Raw genomic sequence first — 14,395 nt, 5'->3', positions numbered from 1 at the left:
AGTCCTATATGGGCGCGGTGTATACCCACGGTATGAGTTTTTTCGACGTCGCGCGCTTAGAGGTTCTGCGTGGGCCGCAGGGGACCTTATACGGCAAGAATACCACTGGCGGTGCGATTAATATCGTGACCAAGACGCCCCAAATCGATGACCCTTTTGCCTTTAATGCCAAGCAAGGTGTTCGTAATTATCATGGGCACTCTGGAGATTATGGTGTTGAAGGTACATTGATTGAAGGCCGCTTGGCGGCTCGTCTGGCTTACTCTTATGTGCGCCGCGATGGCTATTATGAGAACAAGCTGGGCGGTGGCGACCTGTCCGAGCAGGACTTTCAGGGCGCGCGCCTTGTGATCAATGCGCAGCTTAGTGAGCGCAATAATATGGTGCTTAAGTACACCAGCAGCCGGAACGACGGTTTGGCCAGCCCGAGTAGAAATGAGCCGCGTGGAGATTTGTCTAAGAATCCTGAGCAGGCGGCGATACTTGAGGCGTCTGGGGTGGGCACATACGATGAGCCAAATAATGGCTACATTGATAATACTGGGTATTCCCGGCCGGCTAACAACCTTGGCTACTATGAGGTTGAAGATAATTTCACGGGTGCCTTGGTGGTAAACCTCGATCAGTTGGTAAATAAAATCGAGCATCAGGGTGATGGTTTTACTGTTACTGCAATTACCTCGATAAGTGACTCAGATTATCGGCAGGCGCAAAATGTGGACGGCAGTCCCCAGCAGCTATTGGAAATTAATTGGGCGGTCGATACCCAGGCCTTCAGTCAGGACCTGCGGGTTTCGACGACATTGTTTGACGATATTGATGTTATTGCCGGGGCCTATTACGCGACTGAAGATATGCAGATGCACAATATCTATCGTATATATGAAACCCCACCCGACACGCGCACTGCTACCACGTTCCCCGGTGTGGCCGGCTACTATCCGTATCTATTGGATTTTGGTGCGATCGACCAGAAGATGGACACCGAAAAAACCAGTTACGCGCTGTACACGCAATGGCGCTGGAATGTCAGTGCCAAACTGGGTGTGGACTTCGGCATACGTTATACCGATGATCAGATAGATATGCCCTACCTGAACGTGTCCCGGGTGGGATATGACGGCTCGCCGCGCGGTACTTGGGTGCCAGGAAATACAACAGGTGTCGATAATATCTTTATACCTGCCAATGTCGGTGGGCAAAGTCCGCTGGAGCCCGGCGAGTTTGTAAGTGGCTTGTTGGATGGAAGTATTGGTCTGGATGAATTGGCACTTAGTGCACAGACCGGTTATACCCACGGCCCCTATACGACGGATTCCGCACAAGCTCAGGAGGCGCGCGAGAAGGAATGGACCGGGAAGATTGGTGTTGATTACCGCTTCAGTGAGGAGTTGATGCTATACACCAGTTTTAGCCGGGGCTTCCGTTCTGGCAACTTTAATGCCGGTGTGTATTACGAAGAACGTGAATTTGAGGATGCCTATGCGGCCCCTGAATTCCTGAATGCTTATGAGATTGGCGTTAAAGCGGATTTTTGGGACCGTCGAGCACGGATCAATAGCGCGCTATTTTACTACGACTATACCAATCAGCAGTTTATTAATGTGGTTGGTGTTTCCAACTTTCTTGAGAACGCCGGTGGCTCGAAGGTTCTTGGATTAGAGTCTGAGATGTTTTTTGCGCTAACCGAGAAGCTGACCGTTCAGCTGGGCCTCGGTTTCCTGAAAACGGAGTATACGGAGCTAGAGCTGTCTAATGTTCAGACGGTGAATGACGATAGTGACAATGTCGACTTGGCCGGTAACGAGTTGATTTCTGCGCCGAAGATCAGCGGAAATGTTTCTGTCGATTATGAAATTATTAATACTGAACACGGCTATCTCAGCATGAATCTGAATGCCAACTATCAGGATGAGCAGTGGTATAGCGCAAACAACGATAAAATCGGCTATGAGAATATTCGCCAGGATGCCTATGCGCTCTACAATGCGCGTTTCACTTGGTTTAGCCACGGCGATGACTACACGGTGTCGCTGTGGGGGAAGAACTTAACCGAGACTGAGTACGATACTTATGCCATTAATCTGCAGGCGGGCTTTGGCTTCGACTACTACCAGCAGGGTGCGCCGCGCACCTATGGCTTGGAAATAAGCTACCGATACTAACAACGCCAGGCTTACTTGCTGAGTTTAACGGCAGCGTAGACAGTTTCACTTCTGACCCGCCAGAAGGGCCTTGCCGGAATGTTGCGTGAGTAGTATTTCGGCCTTTTTGGTTTCAAGCTGAGGTTGCCGTAGGTAAGTGCAGTATTGCTAGCTGCCCGGCGGGAGAATCGGTGTGCCAGCGAGTCCGGCGATCAGCTCGGCAAATAGCAGTCGGGCGTTTTCCGGGCTTTGGCCCTTCAGCGCGGCGTCGAGGCGGCCAGCCAGCTGCAACAGCGCCTCCAGTGAGGCCAGATTGTGCTTGTCGAGGCAGCGTTTGTAGAGTGTTTTACGCTTGTCCCACACCCGCGCAGCGTCCAGTACGCGGTCGATGCCGTTGCCCTGGCCGATGGCGGCGGCGCAGTTGTAGAGAGTGCGCAGTTCGCGGCTGATGGCGCCGAGCATGGGGATTTCTTCACTGCCTTCGGCGACGAGGCCATTGTACATCTGCAGAGCGTAAGCGGCGTTTCCCCCCAGCGCGGCATCGATCAGCTTGAAAATGTCGTAGCGGGCACTGCTGGCAACAGCGTTGGCAACGGTTTCGAGGCTAATGGTTTGTTCGCCCAGCAGTACCTTGAGTTTTTGAATCTCTTGGTCGGCGGCGAGCAGATTGCCTTCAACGCGGTCGGCGAGCAGTTCGGCGGCGTCCCGGTCGGCGCGCATGCCATTGTCTTTCAGTCGCTGTTGTATCCACGGCCCAAGCTGGCGGCGGTCGACGGGCCAGATCTGCATGACTGCGCCGACGTTGTCGATGGCCTTAACCCATTTAGCGTTCAGGCTGCGGCTGTCGAGGCGGCCACAGGTGATGAGCAGTATATTGCTGCCATCGGCATGCTCCAGGTATTGCTGCAGGGCGGCGGAGCTTTTTTGATCCATGCGCGCGCCGCCAAGACGCAGTTCGATAAGCTTGCGGTCGGCGAACAGCGACATGGATTGGCCGGCCTCGAGCAGGGCGTTCCAGTCGAAGCCGCGCTCGGCCTCCAATACATCGCGTTCGTGAATGCCCTGCTGGCGACAGTGCTGGCGAATGCTGTCGGCGCATTCCTGTTGGATCAGCAGTTCGTCGCCACTGAGCAGGTAGACCGGTAACAGCTGCTTGCCGAGTTGGCCGGCCAGTTGCTCAGGGCGCAGGCGCATGGGCGGGGTCCGGGGTGAGCTGTCGCGACCAGTATTCCAGTTGCTGGGCGAGGCGAATGCTGAGCTGTTCGCGCATTTCGGCGCGGACGATACTGGACTCGGTTTCTTCGCCGACGGGGTTGTCGGCATCGTTGACCACCAAGCGGCGTTGCTCCAGCACGGTGGGGCCACGCAGGCGGCGCCCCTGGCTGTCCAGCAGGCTGAGCCGCGCGCGCTCATACAGGGCGTATTCAGCGTCGCGGGCTTCGCGGTTAAGCGTGATACTGCGTTTGTCATGGCGCAGCATTTGCACTTCGGCTATTAGCTTGGCGTCGCTGCGCTTGCGGGTGGTCGCGACCTGACTGATTTGCAGCTGGCGACGCAGGGCCTGTTGCAGTTCCTGGCTGCCGCGGTCGCCACCGACATAGATCGGCTGCCATTCGTCGGCAATGCTGGTACTGCCGCGCAGGGCAAAACCACAGGCAGCCAGCAGCAGGCTGGCTGCAATCAGCAGGGCAAGTTTAGTTCGCAACGATATTCACCAGTTTCTTGGGCACCACAATTTCCTTGCGGATGGTCAGGCCGTCGATAAACTTTTGCACGTTTTCCTGGGCTTTGGCCAGCGCTTTGATGGTTTCGGCATCGGCGTCGGCGGGTACTTCCATTTTGGCGCGCACCTTGCCATTGACCTGAATGACCATCTCGATGCTGTTGCGCACCAGCGCGGCTTCGTCGACCTGTGGCCAGGGCGCATCGATGACCGCTTCGCTGTGCCCGAGCTGCTGCCACAGTTCGTGGCTGATATGCGGCACGATGGGCGCCAGCAGGGTGACCGCGGCTTCCAGGGCCTCGCGCTCTACCGCCAGGCACTGCTCGCTCTGGCGCTCGAAGCGCGACAGCTCGTTGATCAGCTCCATGACCGCAGCGATGGCGGTATTGAAGGTCTGGCGGCGGCCGTAGTCGTCGCTGACCTTGGCAATGGTTTCGTGGGTTTTGCGGCGCAGGTCCTGCTGCGGGCCACTCAGCTGCGCGCTGTCCAGCGCGGGCGGCTGGCCGGCTTGGAGGTGGTTGGCGACCAGTTTCCACAGCCGGCGCAGGAAGCGGTTGGCACCTTCCACGGCGCTGTCTGACCATTCCAGGCTCTGCTCCGGGGGCGCGGCAAACATGATGAACAGGCGCACGGTGTCGGCACCGTACTGTTCGATCAGCGACTGCGGGTCGACGGTGTTGCCCTTGGATTTGGACATTTTGGCGCCGTCTTTCAGCACCATGCCCTGACACAGCAGTTGCTTAAAGGGCTCGTCGGAGTTGACCAGACCCTCGTCGCGCATCAGCTTGTGGAAGAAACGCGCGTACAGCAGGTGCAAAATGGCGTGTTCGATGCCGCCGACATACTGGTCCACCGGCAGCCAGTAGTTGGCGCGGGCGGGGTCGAGCATGCCGTCTTCATGGTCGGGGCAGGTGAAGCGGGCGTAGTACCAGCTGGACTCCATAAAGGTGTCGAAGGTGTCGGTTTCGCGCTCCACGGCCTGGCCGTTAAGTTCGTCCTTGCGCCACTCGGGGTCGGCCTTGATCGGCGATTGCACGCCGTCCATTTCCACATCTTCGGGCAGCAGAATGGGCAGGCGGTCGGCGGGCACGGCAATTTCGCCGCCGTCGGGCAGGTTGAACACCGGAATGGGCGCGCCCCAGTAACGCTGGCGGGAAACCCCCCAGTCGCGCAGTCGGTAGTTGGTGGTCACCCGGCCCTTGCCGAGGCTTTCCAGCTTGGCGGCAATGGCGGCAAAGGCGGCGTCGAAGTCCAGGCCGTCGAATTCACCGGAGTTGATCAGCGGGCCTTTTTCGGTGGCGGCCGCGGTGCTCAGATCGGCGCCGTCGGCGTCGATTACCTGCTGAATCGGCAGCTGGTATTTCTGGGCAAATTCAAAGTCGCGCTGGTCGTGGGCGGGCACCGCCATCACCGCGCCGGTGCCGTAATCCATCAGCACATAGTTGGCGATCCACACCGGCACGGGTTCGCCGGTAATCGGGTGCAGGGCAGTGATGCCGGCGGCCATGCCTTTCTTTTCCATGGTCGCCATGTCGGCTTCGGCCACTGAGCTGTGTCGGCACTCGTCGATAAAGGCCGCCAGATCGGGGTTGTTGTCGGCCAGCGCCAAGCTGATGGGGTGTTCGGCGGCCAGGCTGACATAGCTGACACCCATCAGGGTGTCGGGGCGGGTGGTGTAGACCTCGAAGTGGTCGAAGCTGCCGACGGCCTGCGCCAGATCGAAGCGCATTTGCACGCCCTGGGAGCGGCCGATCCAGTTGCGCTGCATGGTGCGCACTTGCTCGGGCCAGCCGTCGAGCTGGTCGAGGTCATTGAGCAGTTGCTCGGCGTACTCGGTGATGCGGATAAACCACTGGGGAATTTCCTTGCGCTCGACCTGGGTGTCGCAGCGCCAGCAGCAGCCGTCGATAACCTGCTCGTTGGCCAATACGGTTTCGTCGACCGGGCACCAGTTCACCGCCGAGGTCTTTTTGTAGACCAGGCCTTTTTCATAGAGGCGGGTGAAAAACCACTGCTCCCAGCGGTAGTAGTCGGACTTACAGGTGGCAAATTCGCGATTCCAGTCGTAGGCAAAACCCAGTTGCTGGAGTTGGCCGCGCATATAGTCGATGTTTTCAACGGTCCACTTGGCGGGGGCGGTGTTGTTTTTTACCGCCGCGTTTTCTGCCGGTAGGCCGAAGGCGTCCCAGCCCATGGGCTGCAGTACGTTTTTGCCCAGCATGCGCTGGTAGCGGGAGATCACATCGGCAATGCTGTAGTTGCGCACATGGCCCATATGCAGCTTGCCGCTGGGGTAGGGGAACATGGCGAGGCAGTAGTATTTTTCGCGACTCTCGTCTTCGACGGCGGTGAAGCTGCCCTGTTGCTGCCAGTACTGCTGTACGCGCGCTTCAATATCGCGGGGGGTGTAGTGTTGGTCCATTGGCGATGTGGGTCTCTGGATGCTTGAAAAAATGCTGAGCTTGATTGCACAAAGCCCAGCATTTTAGCAGCTTGCGGCGACGCCGCCCACGTGAATTCGCCGACAATTGCCGCTTATGCTTGTCGCCGCCAGGCCGCGAGCCCCAGCAGGGCAAAGCAGAGTGCAATGATCGGCGTGGAGCCGAGGCGGTTGAAGGGCGTGCGCCCGCTGCGTGCTCGCACGTTGGCCGTCATGGTGGCCTCGGTAAATGAGGGGATGCGAGTGGTGATAGTGCCGCGATGATCGACGACAGCGGTAATGCCGGTACTGGTGACGCGAATCAGCTCGCGGCCGTTTTCCAGGGCGCGCATCTGCGCCATTTGCATGTGCTGGGCCGGGCCGATGGAGTCGCCAAACCAAGCGTCGTTGCTGATGGTAAATAGGATGTCGGACTGGGCGGCGCCCCGGGCTACCAGGTCGGGGTAGACGATTTCATAGCAGATCGATGGGGCGAATTGCCAGCCCTTGGCCCGCAGCGGCTGTTGGTCTGGGCCACCGCGGCTGAAACTGGACATCGGCAGGTCGAAAAAGCCGATCAGGCCGCGAAGGTATTGGGCCAGCGGCACGTATTCGCCAAAGGGCACCAGACGCTGTTTGTGGTAGATGTCGTCGCCGCCGCTGATGACCATTACTGAGTTGAAGATCTCGTCGCCCTGTTTGGTGGGCACGCCGCTGATCAGGGCGGTGTTGTGGAGTTCGGCGCGCTCGCGGACATAATTGAAAAAGGATTCGGCGTGGTTGTAGAGTGCCGGAATAGCGGCTTCCGGCCAGATCACCAGGTCGACTTTGCCCCACAGTGCCTCAGAGCGCAGGTCGTAGAGCTCCAGAGTGTCCCAGTATTGGCTGTAGGCCCATTTTTCGTCTTGGGTAATATTGGATTGCACTGCGCCGATGCGCAGCGCGGGCTGGTCTTTTGCTTGTGTCCACTCTAGCTGTTGCAGCGATGCGCCCAGCGCAAATAGCGCGGTACATGCCAACAATGGCAGCGCGGCTTTGCGGCGTTGCCCGCGGTTGGCGAGCAGCGGTGCGGCGAGGGCGGCGCCGCTCAGTGCCACCCAAAAGCTCAGGCCGTAAATGCCGGTGACCGGTGCCCAGCCGGCCAGTGGGGTTTGCAGGTGACCGTAGCCCAGGTACAGCCAGGGGAAGCCGGTTAATAGCCAGCCGCGAAACCACTCGAATATCACCCATGTCGCGGCAAAGCCGAGGGCCGCTCCGCCCGGGCCGCTGCGAACCCAGCGGCTATAGACATAGCCAAACAGTGCGGTGACCAGCCCAAGACCGGTACAAAACACCAGGGTCATAAAGGCGGACAGCGGCGCGGAGGTGTCGCCGTAGACGTACATGGCTATGTAAATCCACGACACGCCCGTCAGGAAACTGGCGCTGCCATATAGCCAGCCGAGCAGGCTGCTTTGCGCCGGGGTGGACTTGTGGAGGGTGAATGCCAGCGCCGCCAGCGATATCGAGCCCAGCCACCACAATGAGTAGGGGGCTAGGGACAGCGGCATTAGGGCGCCTGCAATGCCGGCGAGAAGATAGTTCATGGCGACAGAAATCGGTCTATTTGGCGGGCCGCCAGTGTAGCGGGCCTCGCGGGTCGATGCCAGCGTCGCCCGGTGGCGGGCGTGTTTCGATTGGGGATTTAGCTGGCGCTGCCGAGGTAAACAAACTAGTGTCTTAATAGAGTGCTGTAGTTCCTTGAAAAATATCGGGTGTTTGACTTCAATCAGGCCATAGTTTGGCATTTTTTGAGCAGCGTGAGTTCCCCCTGGTAGAGACGCCCTGGGTGACTGGCAACAGCTTGGGCGGCGATTGTCGATATGTGGCAGTGATAACTAGCATCTAGCCGCCAGCATGTGGGCGAGAGGGAGTGCGGATTTTATAATGGCAGTTCTGGGAAAAGACCCACTGGCGACATGCTTGATGTTTGTCGCGCGCTGGCATCGTATTACCACGACGATGCCAGCGCTGATTGCCGGTTTGCCTCTGGAAGATTCGCGCTTGTCAGTTTCTCTGTTGCGGAGAGCGGCAAATCGGATTGGTCTGAGTTGTCGGCTCCACAAGCTGGTTCTCGGTGATATCCCGTCGGCGCTGATGCCGGCAATTCTAGTACAGCATGATGGTCGTGCCTGCGTATTGCTGTCTTACGATGCTGAGAAAGCGTGTGCGGAGGTGGTCTACCCCGAACTCGATGATGCGGCCGTCACGGTGCCGATTGATAAAATTGCAGCCAGTTACTCCGGAAACTGCGCCTTGCTCAGTCCCCGTTTCCGCTTCGACAGCCATGTCGTTAAGCCGAGTACCTCGCAGCCGCGGCACTGGTTTTGGGGGGTGCTGTTAGACAATGCGCCGGTGTATCGCGATGTGTTATTCGCTGCGTTGTTAATCAATCTTTTCGCCCTGGCGTCGCCGTTGTTTGTCATGAATGTCTATGACCGCGTAGTGTCCAACTTTGCGGTGGAGACACTGTGGGCCCTGGCGATAGGCATGCTCATTGTCATCGTCCTTGATGTGATTATGCGAACGATGCGGGGCTACTTCCTGGATATCGCCGGGCAGCGGGCCGACGTTAAGATTTCTGCATCGATCATGGAAAAGCTGCTGGGCTTGCGCCTAGAATCCCGGCCGCCATCGGTGGGGGCGTTTGCGGCGAATCTGCGTTCTTTTGAAATGGTGCGTGACTTTCTGGCGTCGGCAACCATTGCCTCACTCATTGATCTGCCCTTCGCGCTGTTATTTATCGTTGTTATTGGCTGGCTGGCGCTGCCTTTAACCGTCCCGCTGTTGGTTGCTATCGCCGTGGTTATTGGCTATTCGCTGCTCGCCAGTCGGCGTTTACGCGGCTTGGCGGAAACCTCGACGGCGGCCAGTGCCCAGCGCAACGCCACCTTGGTTGAAACCCTGGTTGGACTGGAAACGCTTAAAGCGATGGGCGCAGAGAGCCATATGCAAAGGCGCTGGGAACGCGGCAGCAGTTTTTTGTCGAGGGTCACCGTGCAGTTGCGTTTGTTGGCGGCGTCTACGTCGCACGTTGCCATTTGGGCGCAGCAAACGGCTTATGTATCGGTCATTGTCATGGGGGTGTATTTAATCGCCGATGCCGAGCTGACCCTGGGGGGGTTGATTGCCTGTTCGATCCTTACCTCTCGCGCGATGTCGCCGTTTGGTCAACTGGCCGGCCTGATTACGCAGTATCACAATGCTGTGGCGGCGATGGATACCCTCAATGGCATCATGGAACAGCCGGTGGAAAGGCCGGTGGGCAGCCAGTTTTTGTCGCGCAAGCAACTGCGCGGCGACCTAGAATTTAATAACGTCAGCTTTTGTTACCCCGGCAGCGATATTGCCGTTATTCGCAATATTTCATTAAAAATCCGCGCCGGTGAACGGGTTGGGGTATTGGGCAAGGTGGGTTCCGGCAAGTCCACGTTGCAGCGCTTAATGATGGGGCTCTATCAGGCAAGTTCAGGGGCGGTGTTGGTGGATGGGATTGATATTCGCCAGTTAGACCCGGCAGACCTGCGTTTTGGTATGGGCTATGTGCCACAAGACGTGACCTTGTTTATGGGCAGTTTGCGCGACAATTTATTGATGGGGCACCCGCAATTGGGCGACTCCAGTGTGCTTGCCGCTCTCGACCTGGCTGGCATGGGCGATTTTGTTAAGTCGCATCCTCAGGGCCTGGATATGGCGGTGGGGGAGCGCGGTGAGGCGTTGTCGGGCGGTCAGCGCAAGGCGATGTCTCTGGCCCGAGGCCTGGTGCACAAGCCGAGGATTTTACTGCTGGACGAACCCACTAGCTCAATGGATCACAGTACCGAGCAGCAGGTGAAACGTAAGCTCAAGGAATATTGTGGAGATGACAAGACCATGTTGTTGATTACCCATCACACGTCATTGCTCGAATTAGTGGATCGAATCATCGTCATGGATGCTGGAAAAATTGTCGCCGACGGCCCTCGGGAGCAGGTGGTCGAGGCGCTCCGTAAAGGCCGCATAAGTGGCGCGCCATGAATATTGAAAAGCCCGTTAAGGACACGCCCCCCGCCTCTCCAGAAGCACCTTCGGGAAGTGTGCTGGGGCAGGTTCTTGATGCCGCGTTTAAGCGCTGGGCGCCGTTGAATGAAAGTGAGCAGGTCGATTGGCTGGGCGATATCGACCGCGCCTATTTGTATCAGCGGCCATTGCGCACCCGCACTTTACTGTATGTGTTCGGCATTTCTGTGGTGGCTCTGATCGTCTGGTCGGCGTTTGCCGAATTAGACGAAGTTACGCGTGGTGAAGGCAAGGTAATTCCGTCGAGGCAGGTGCAAATTATTCAATCCATTGACGGCGGCGAAGTCAGTGAAATTATGATTGCCGAGGGGGATATCGTTGAGCGCAACCAGCTGTTGGTGCGCCTGGATAAAACCCGGTTTATGGCGACTTTTCGCGAATCGATGGTCGAGCGCGAGGCACTGGAGGTTAAGCTTGAGCGCTTGCGGGCCTTGTCGGATGACGATGATTTTATGCCGTCAGAAGCCTTGCGGAATAAAGTGCCCAATGTGGTTGCTATGGAGAAGTCGCTATACGAATCGGTGAAAGCCGAGTGGGCCTCACAGACTGCCATCTTTAATTCGCAGTTGGCTCAGCGCCAACAGGAGCTGGCCCAGGCGGAGGCGCGCCGCGCCCAACTCAGTCGTGCATATGCATTGGTGTCGAGTGAGATCGAGTATAGCCGGCCATTGGTGCCGACGGGCGCGGTTTCTAAAGTGGATATGTTGCGGCTTGAACGCGAGGCTAATCGCTTGGCTGGCGAGCGCGACCAGACACTGGCGCAGATTGCCGGTGTGAAAGAAGCCATTATTGAAGCCCGAGAAAAAACTCGCCAGGTTAAGCTCGATTACCTCAACAAGTTTAAAGAGGAGCTGGCGCAAGTTGCCGCCAAAGTTGAAGGCATGAGTGAAGGCCAGAGCGGCCTGTCTGATCGTGTTGATAAAACTGATATTCGTTCGCCTGTGCGTGGTACCGTGAAACGTCTCTACTACAATACGCTGGGTGGGGTGGTGTTGCCGGGCAAGGAAGTGGTGGAAATTGTGCCGCTTGATGACGCACTGCTGCTCGAGACGCGTATCCTTCCCAAGGATATCGCCTTTCTTCGCCCCGGGCAGAAGGCCGTAGTGAAATTTACCGCCTATGATTACTTGATATACGGTGGCATGGAGGGCGTTATCGAGCAAATAGGTGTCGATACTGTACCCGATGATAAAGGCAATCCATTTTATATTGTCAGAGTGCGAACCGATAAGGCGAATCTCGCTGAAGATAAGCCGATTATTCCGGGTATGGTGGCTAGCGTAGACATTATCACCGGCAAAAAAAGTGTACTGACTTATCTGCTTAAGCCCATATTGCGGGGGAAGGAGTACGCGCTGAGGGAGCGTTGAGTGCAAAAGTGCTTTATTACGTCGCAGACCGATGCATTGCCGAGCTGGTATGAGGCCTTCGGCGATGCATTGACCCTGAGCTGCTTGCCACTGCCAGAGACCTTGTCTGCTAATGTGCTCTACTGGCTGGATTGGCACAGCTTGTCAGACGAACAGGCGGAGTCGACCTTAGCGCTGTTGCTTGCTGGCGCACAGAAAGTGGTGGTGATGACCTCCCATCCCGATGCCCAGCGGGGGATGCAATTTTTTTCAATAGGTGTTCGGGGCTATTGTCACCGCTTTGCCGTTGCCAGTCAGTTGTGTGAAGTGGCAAAGGTCATTGAGCTGGGTGGCGTGTGGCTAGGGAGTGAGGCCATGCAGCGGTTAATGCAGGGCACGTTGCGAGTGGCGGCGGCTGTTGATAAAAAAGGTGATGCCGAGGTGCTGTTGGCGCAGCTCACGCCAAAGGAGCGTCTGGTAGCTCTGGAAGTGGCACATGGCGCCAGCAACCGCGAAATTTCGGTAACACTGTCGGTCAGTGAGCGCACAGTGAAAGCCCATTTGTCGGCCATTTTTGACAAATTGGCCGTCCGTGACCGAGTGCAACTGGCACTTATACTCAATAATATTGATTTGCGCTGAATGCTAAAACACTGAGTTATATAAGTAGTTTTCTCTGCTTTTTCCTGCCCAAAAGTACAATGTAATCCCCCAGTAATCGTCGTAGCCTTGTAGATCACGTAATTCGTCTTGAAATCAGAGAGTAAAGACAATGGCTACCGACAATGCCTTTGGCACCATTATTAAAATTTCGGGTACCGCCATGGTGCGCATTGGTGGTCAGGAGCCCATGATATTGCAGCCTGGCGATATTCTCATGCCTGGCCAAGTGCTGATTCTAGGGGCGGATAGCCGTGTTGAATTTGATAACGGCGTGATATTGGCGGGGCCTGTAGAGACGACCTTAAGCCCAGACATGTTGGCCGCCACTGCGGCGGAGGCGGCTGAGTCTGTGGTAACCGACTTGACGGTTGAGCAAGTGCTCGCGGCCTTGGAGAGCGGCGGCGATCTGCTGGAGAATATAGAAGAAGCGGCTGCTGGTCTGGAGGGCGACGCCGGTGGCGATGGCTTTGGTTTTGTGCGCTTGTCGCGGATTTCGGAAGTGGCGCTGTACAGTGATTCCGATGAGCTGTCGACGACAGAAACGGTGTCGCCGACCTCGCAAGACGACCCGCTTTACAATTATCCGCCCGAGGCTGGCGATGATAGCGCCACAGTGGATGAAGACGGCAGTATTAATATTGACGTTCTGGCGAATGATCGCGACCGCAACGGCGATGCGTTGACCATTGTCGATTTGGGTGCTCCCTCTCACGGCAGCGTTTCTGTCAACCCTGATGGCACCGTTCACTATGTGCCCGACCCGGATTACAACGGCCCCGATAGCTTTACTTACACCGTAAGCGATGGCAGTGGCGCGACCGATAGCGCTACCGTGAGTGTTTCTGTGCGACCGGTGAATGATGCGCCAGTTGGCGGCTCAATTCCGACACAGGAAGCGTCAGACGGCGAGGTCGTGTCGCTTGATGTGTCAGCCGCTTTCAGTGACATCGAAGGTGACACGCTGACTTACAGCGCCTCGGGCCTGCCGGAGGGCTTGAGTATTGATCCCGCAACCGGCGTGATCAGTGGCGCTATTGCTGCAGGGGCCTCTGATGCAACTGATGACAATAACAATAACCAGCTCTACACGGTAACGGTGATCGCGAATGATGGTTCGAGTGATTCCAATCCGGTGCAGTTTGTCTGGGCGGTGAATAACACTGTTCCCGAGTTTGACAGCGGTGTCTACGACTTTGACGTATATGAAAATACAATCGCAGGCCCTCCACCGGTAGGGACTGTGGCGGCAACGGATGCCGACGGCGACAGCTTGAGTTACAGCATCATTAGTGGCAACGAGAGTGGCCTGTTTGCGCTGGACAGTGCCACTGGCCATATCACGCTTACCGAGACCATTGATGATCCGCATTTGGGGGACTATGTCCTCCAGGTGTTGGTTGATGACGGAGAAGGCGGTAGTGATGTCTCCACGGTAAATATCACGCTGAATAACGTGAATGACCCGCCGGTTATCACGGTTTATGTCCCGGGAGGGGATGACAACACGCCCAGGGAAGACGTGGTGATTGTGACTGGCGGCCTGGTTGTCGGCTCGGATGTTGATGAGGGCGCGGAGCTTACATACGCCATTGATTCAGAGGGTAGTTACGGTAATTTTGATATCGATCCCGTCACCGGCGAATGGACTTACACACTGAATAACGACTCCGACCTTGTCCAGTCGCTGGCCGAGGGGGAAACGCATACCGAAACATTCCCGGTATCGGTTACCGATGAGTTTGGTGCCAGTGACGAAAGCGTCGTGGTGATTACTGTTGTGGGTACCAACGATGTACCGGAAATTATTTCTGAGGTGCAAAGTGGCAGCGTCCAAGACAGCGGCTCTACCACCGCGACAGGGGCGGTGGCCGCGCAAGATGTCGATAACGGCGCGATACTCGAATACAGCGGCGATACCTCGGGTGCTTACGGCGACTTCAGTGTCGATCCGGTGTCGGGTGAGTGGACCTACCAGCTGAATACCGAGGCCGAGGATGTT

The 14,395-nt window shown here is 56.9% G+C and carries 9 protein-coding genes; 5 read left to right on the top strand and 4 right to left on the bottom strand.

Features of this window, described 5'->3' with window-relative positions; all coding sequences use genetic code 11:
• The coding region (locus ABYM29_RS11750) for a TonB-dependent receptor (RefSeq protein WP_372864956.1) at positions 1–2,165 on the top strand (2,165 nt) is incomplete at its 5' end.
• 147 nt (positions 2,166–2,312) lie between these two features.
• Here ABYM29_RS11750 and holA read toward each other — a convergent pair.
• The 4 genes from holA to lnt all read right to left on the bottom strand — a co-directional run bounded on the left by holA (position 2,313) and on the right by lnt (position 7,836).
• Positions 2,313–3,338 carry a DNA polymerase III subunit delta gene (gene holA, locus ABYM29_RS11745; RefSeq protein WP_372864955.1) on the bottom strand — a complete coding sequence of 342 codons (1,026 nt, stop codon included), beginning with the start codon at positions 3,336–3,338 and terminating at the stop codon, positions 2,313–2,315.
• Positions 3,322–3,849 carry an LPS assembly lipoprotein LptE gene (lptE, locus tag ABYM29_RS11740; protein ID WP_372864954.1) on the bottom strand — a complete coding sequence of 176 codons (528 nt, stop codon included), beginning with the start codon at positions 3,847–3,849 and terminating at the stop codon, positions 3,322–3,324. Before lptE ends, holA begins: the two co-directional genes overlap by 17 nt.
• Complete coding sequence (leuS, locus tag ABYM29_RS11735) at positions 3,839–6,289, bottom strand: leucine--tRNA ligase (RefSeq protein ID WP_372864953.1); 2,451 nt, start codon at positions 6,287–6,289, stop codon at positions 3,839–3,841. Before leuS ends, lptE begins: the two co-directional genes overlap by 11 nt.
• A gap of 113 nt (positions 6,290–6,402) precedes the next feature.
• Complete coding sequence (gene lnt / locus ABYM29_RS11730) at positions 6,403–7,836, bottom strand: apolipoprotein N-acyltransferase (protein ID WP_372864952.1); 1,434 nt, start codon at positions 7,834–7,836, stop codon at positions 6,403–6,405.
• 376 nt (positions 7,837–8,212) lie between these two features.
• On the opposite strand from lnt, the gene ABYM29_RS11725 reads away from it, so the two are divergent.
• From ABYM29_RS11725 to ABYM29_RS11710, 4 genes are all read left to right on the top strand, one after another.
• Positions 8,213–10,342, top strand: coding sequence for a type I secretion system permease/ATPase (locus ABYM29_RS11725; protein ID WP_372864951.1), 2,130 nt, complete (start codon positions 8,213–8,215; stop codon positions 10,340–10,342).
• Positions 10,339–11,754 (top strand): HlyD family type I secretion periplasmic adaptor subunit, encoded by a 1,416-nt coding sequence (locus tag ABYM29_RS11720; protein WP_372864950.1) that lies wholly within the window; start codon positions 10,339–10,341, stop codon positions 11,752–11,754. The genes ABYM29_RS11725 and ABYM29_RS11720 overlap by 4 nt, the downstream gene beginning before the upstream one ends.
• Complete coding sequence (locus tag ABYM29_RS11715; RefSeq protein WP_372864949.1) at positions 11,755–12,375, top strand: LuxR C-terminal-related transcriptional regulator; 621 nt, start codon at positions 11,755–11,757, stop codon at positions 12,373–12,375.
• Between the two features lie 130 nt (positions 12,376–12,505).
• Positions 12,506–14,395: retention module-containing protein (locus ABYM29_RS11710; RefSeq protein ID WP_372864948.1), on the top strand; the 1,890-nt coding region annotated here is incomplete at its 3' end.

The sequence above is a fragment of the Spongiibacter sp. genome (assembly GCF_041602295.1).
GTDB lineage: Bacteria > Pseudomonadota > Gammaproteobacteria > Pseudomonadales > Spongiibacteraceae > Spongiibacter.
Note: the sequence above shows the minus strand (reverse complement) of the source record. Positions and strands in the feature narration are given on the sequence as shown.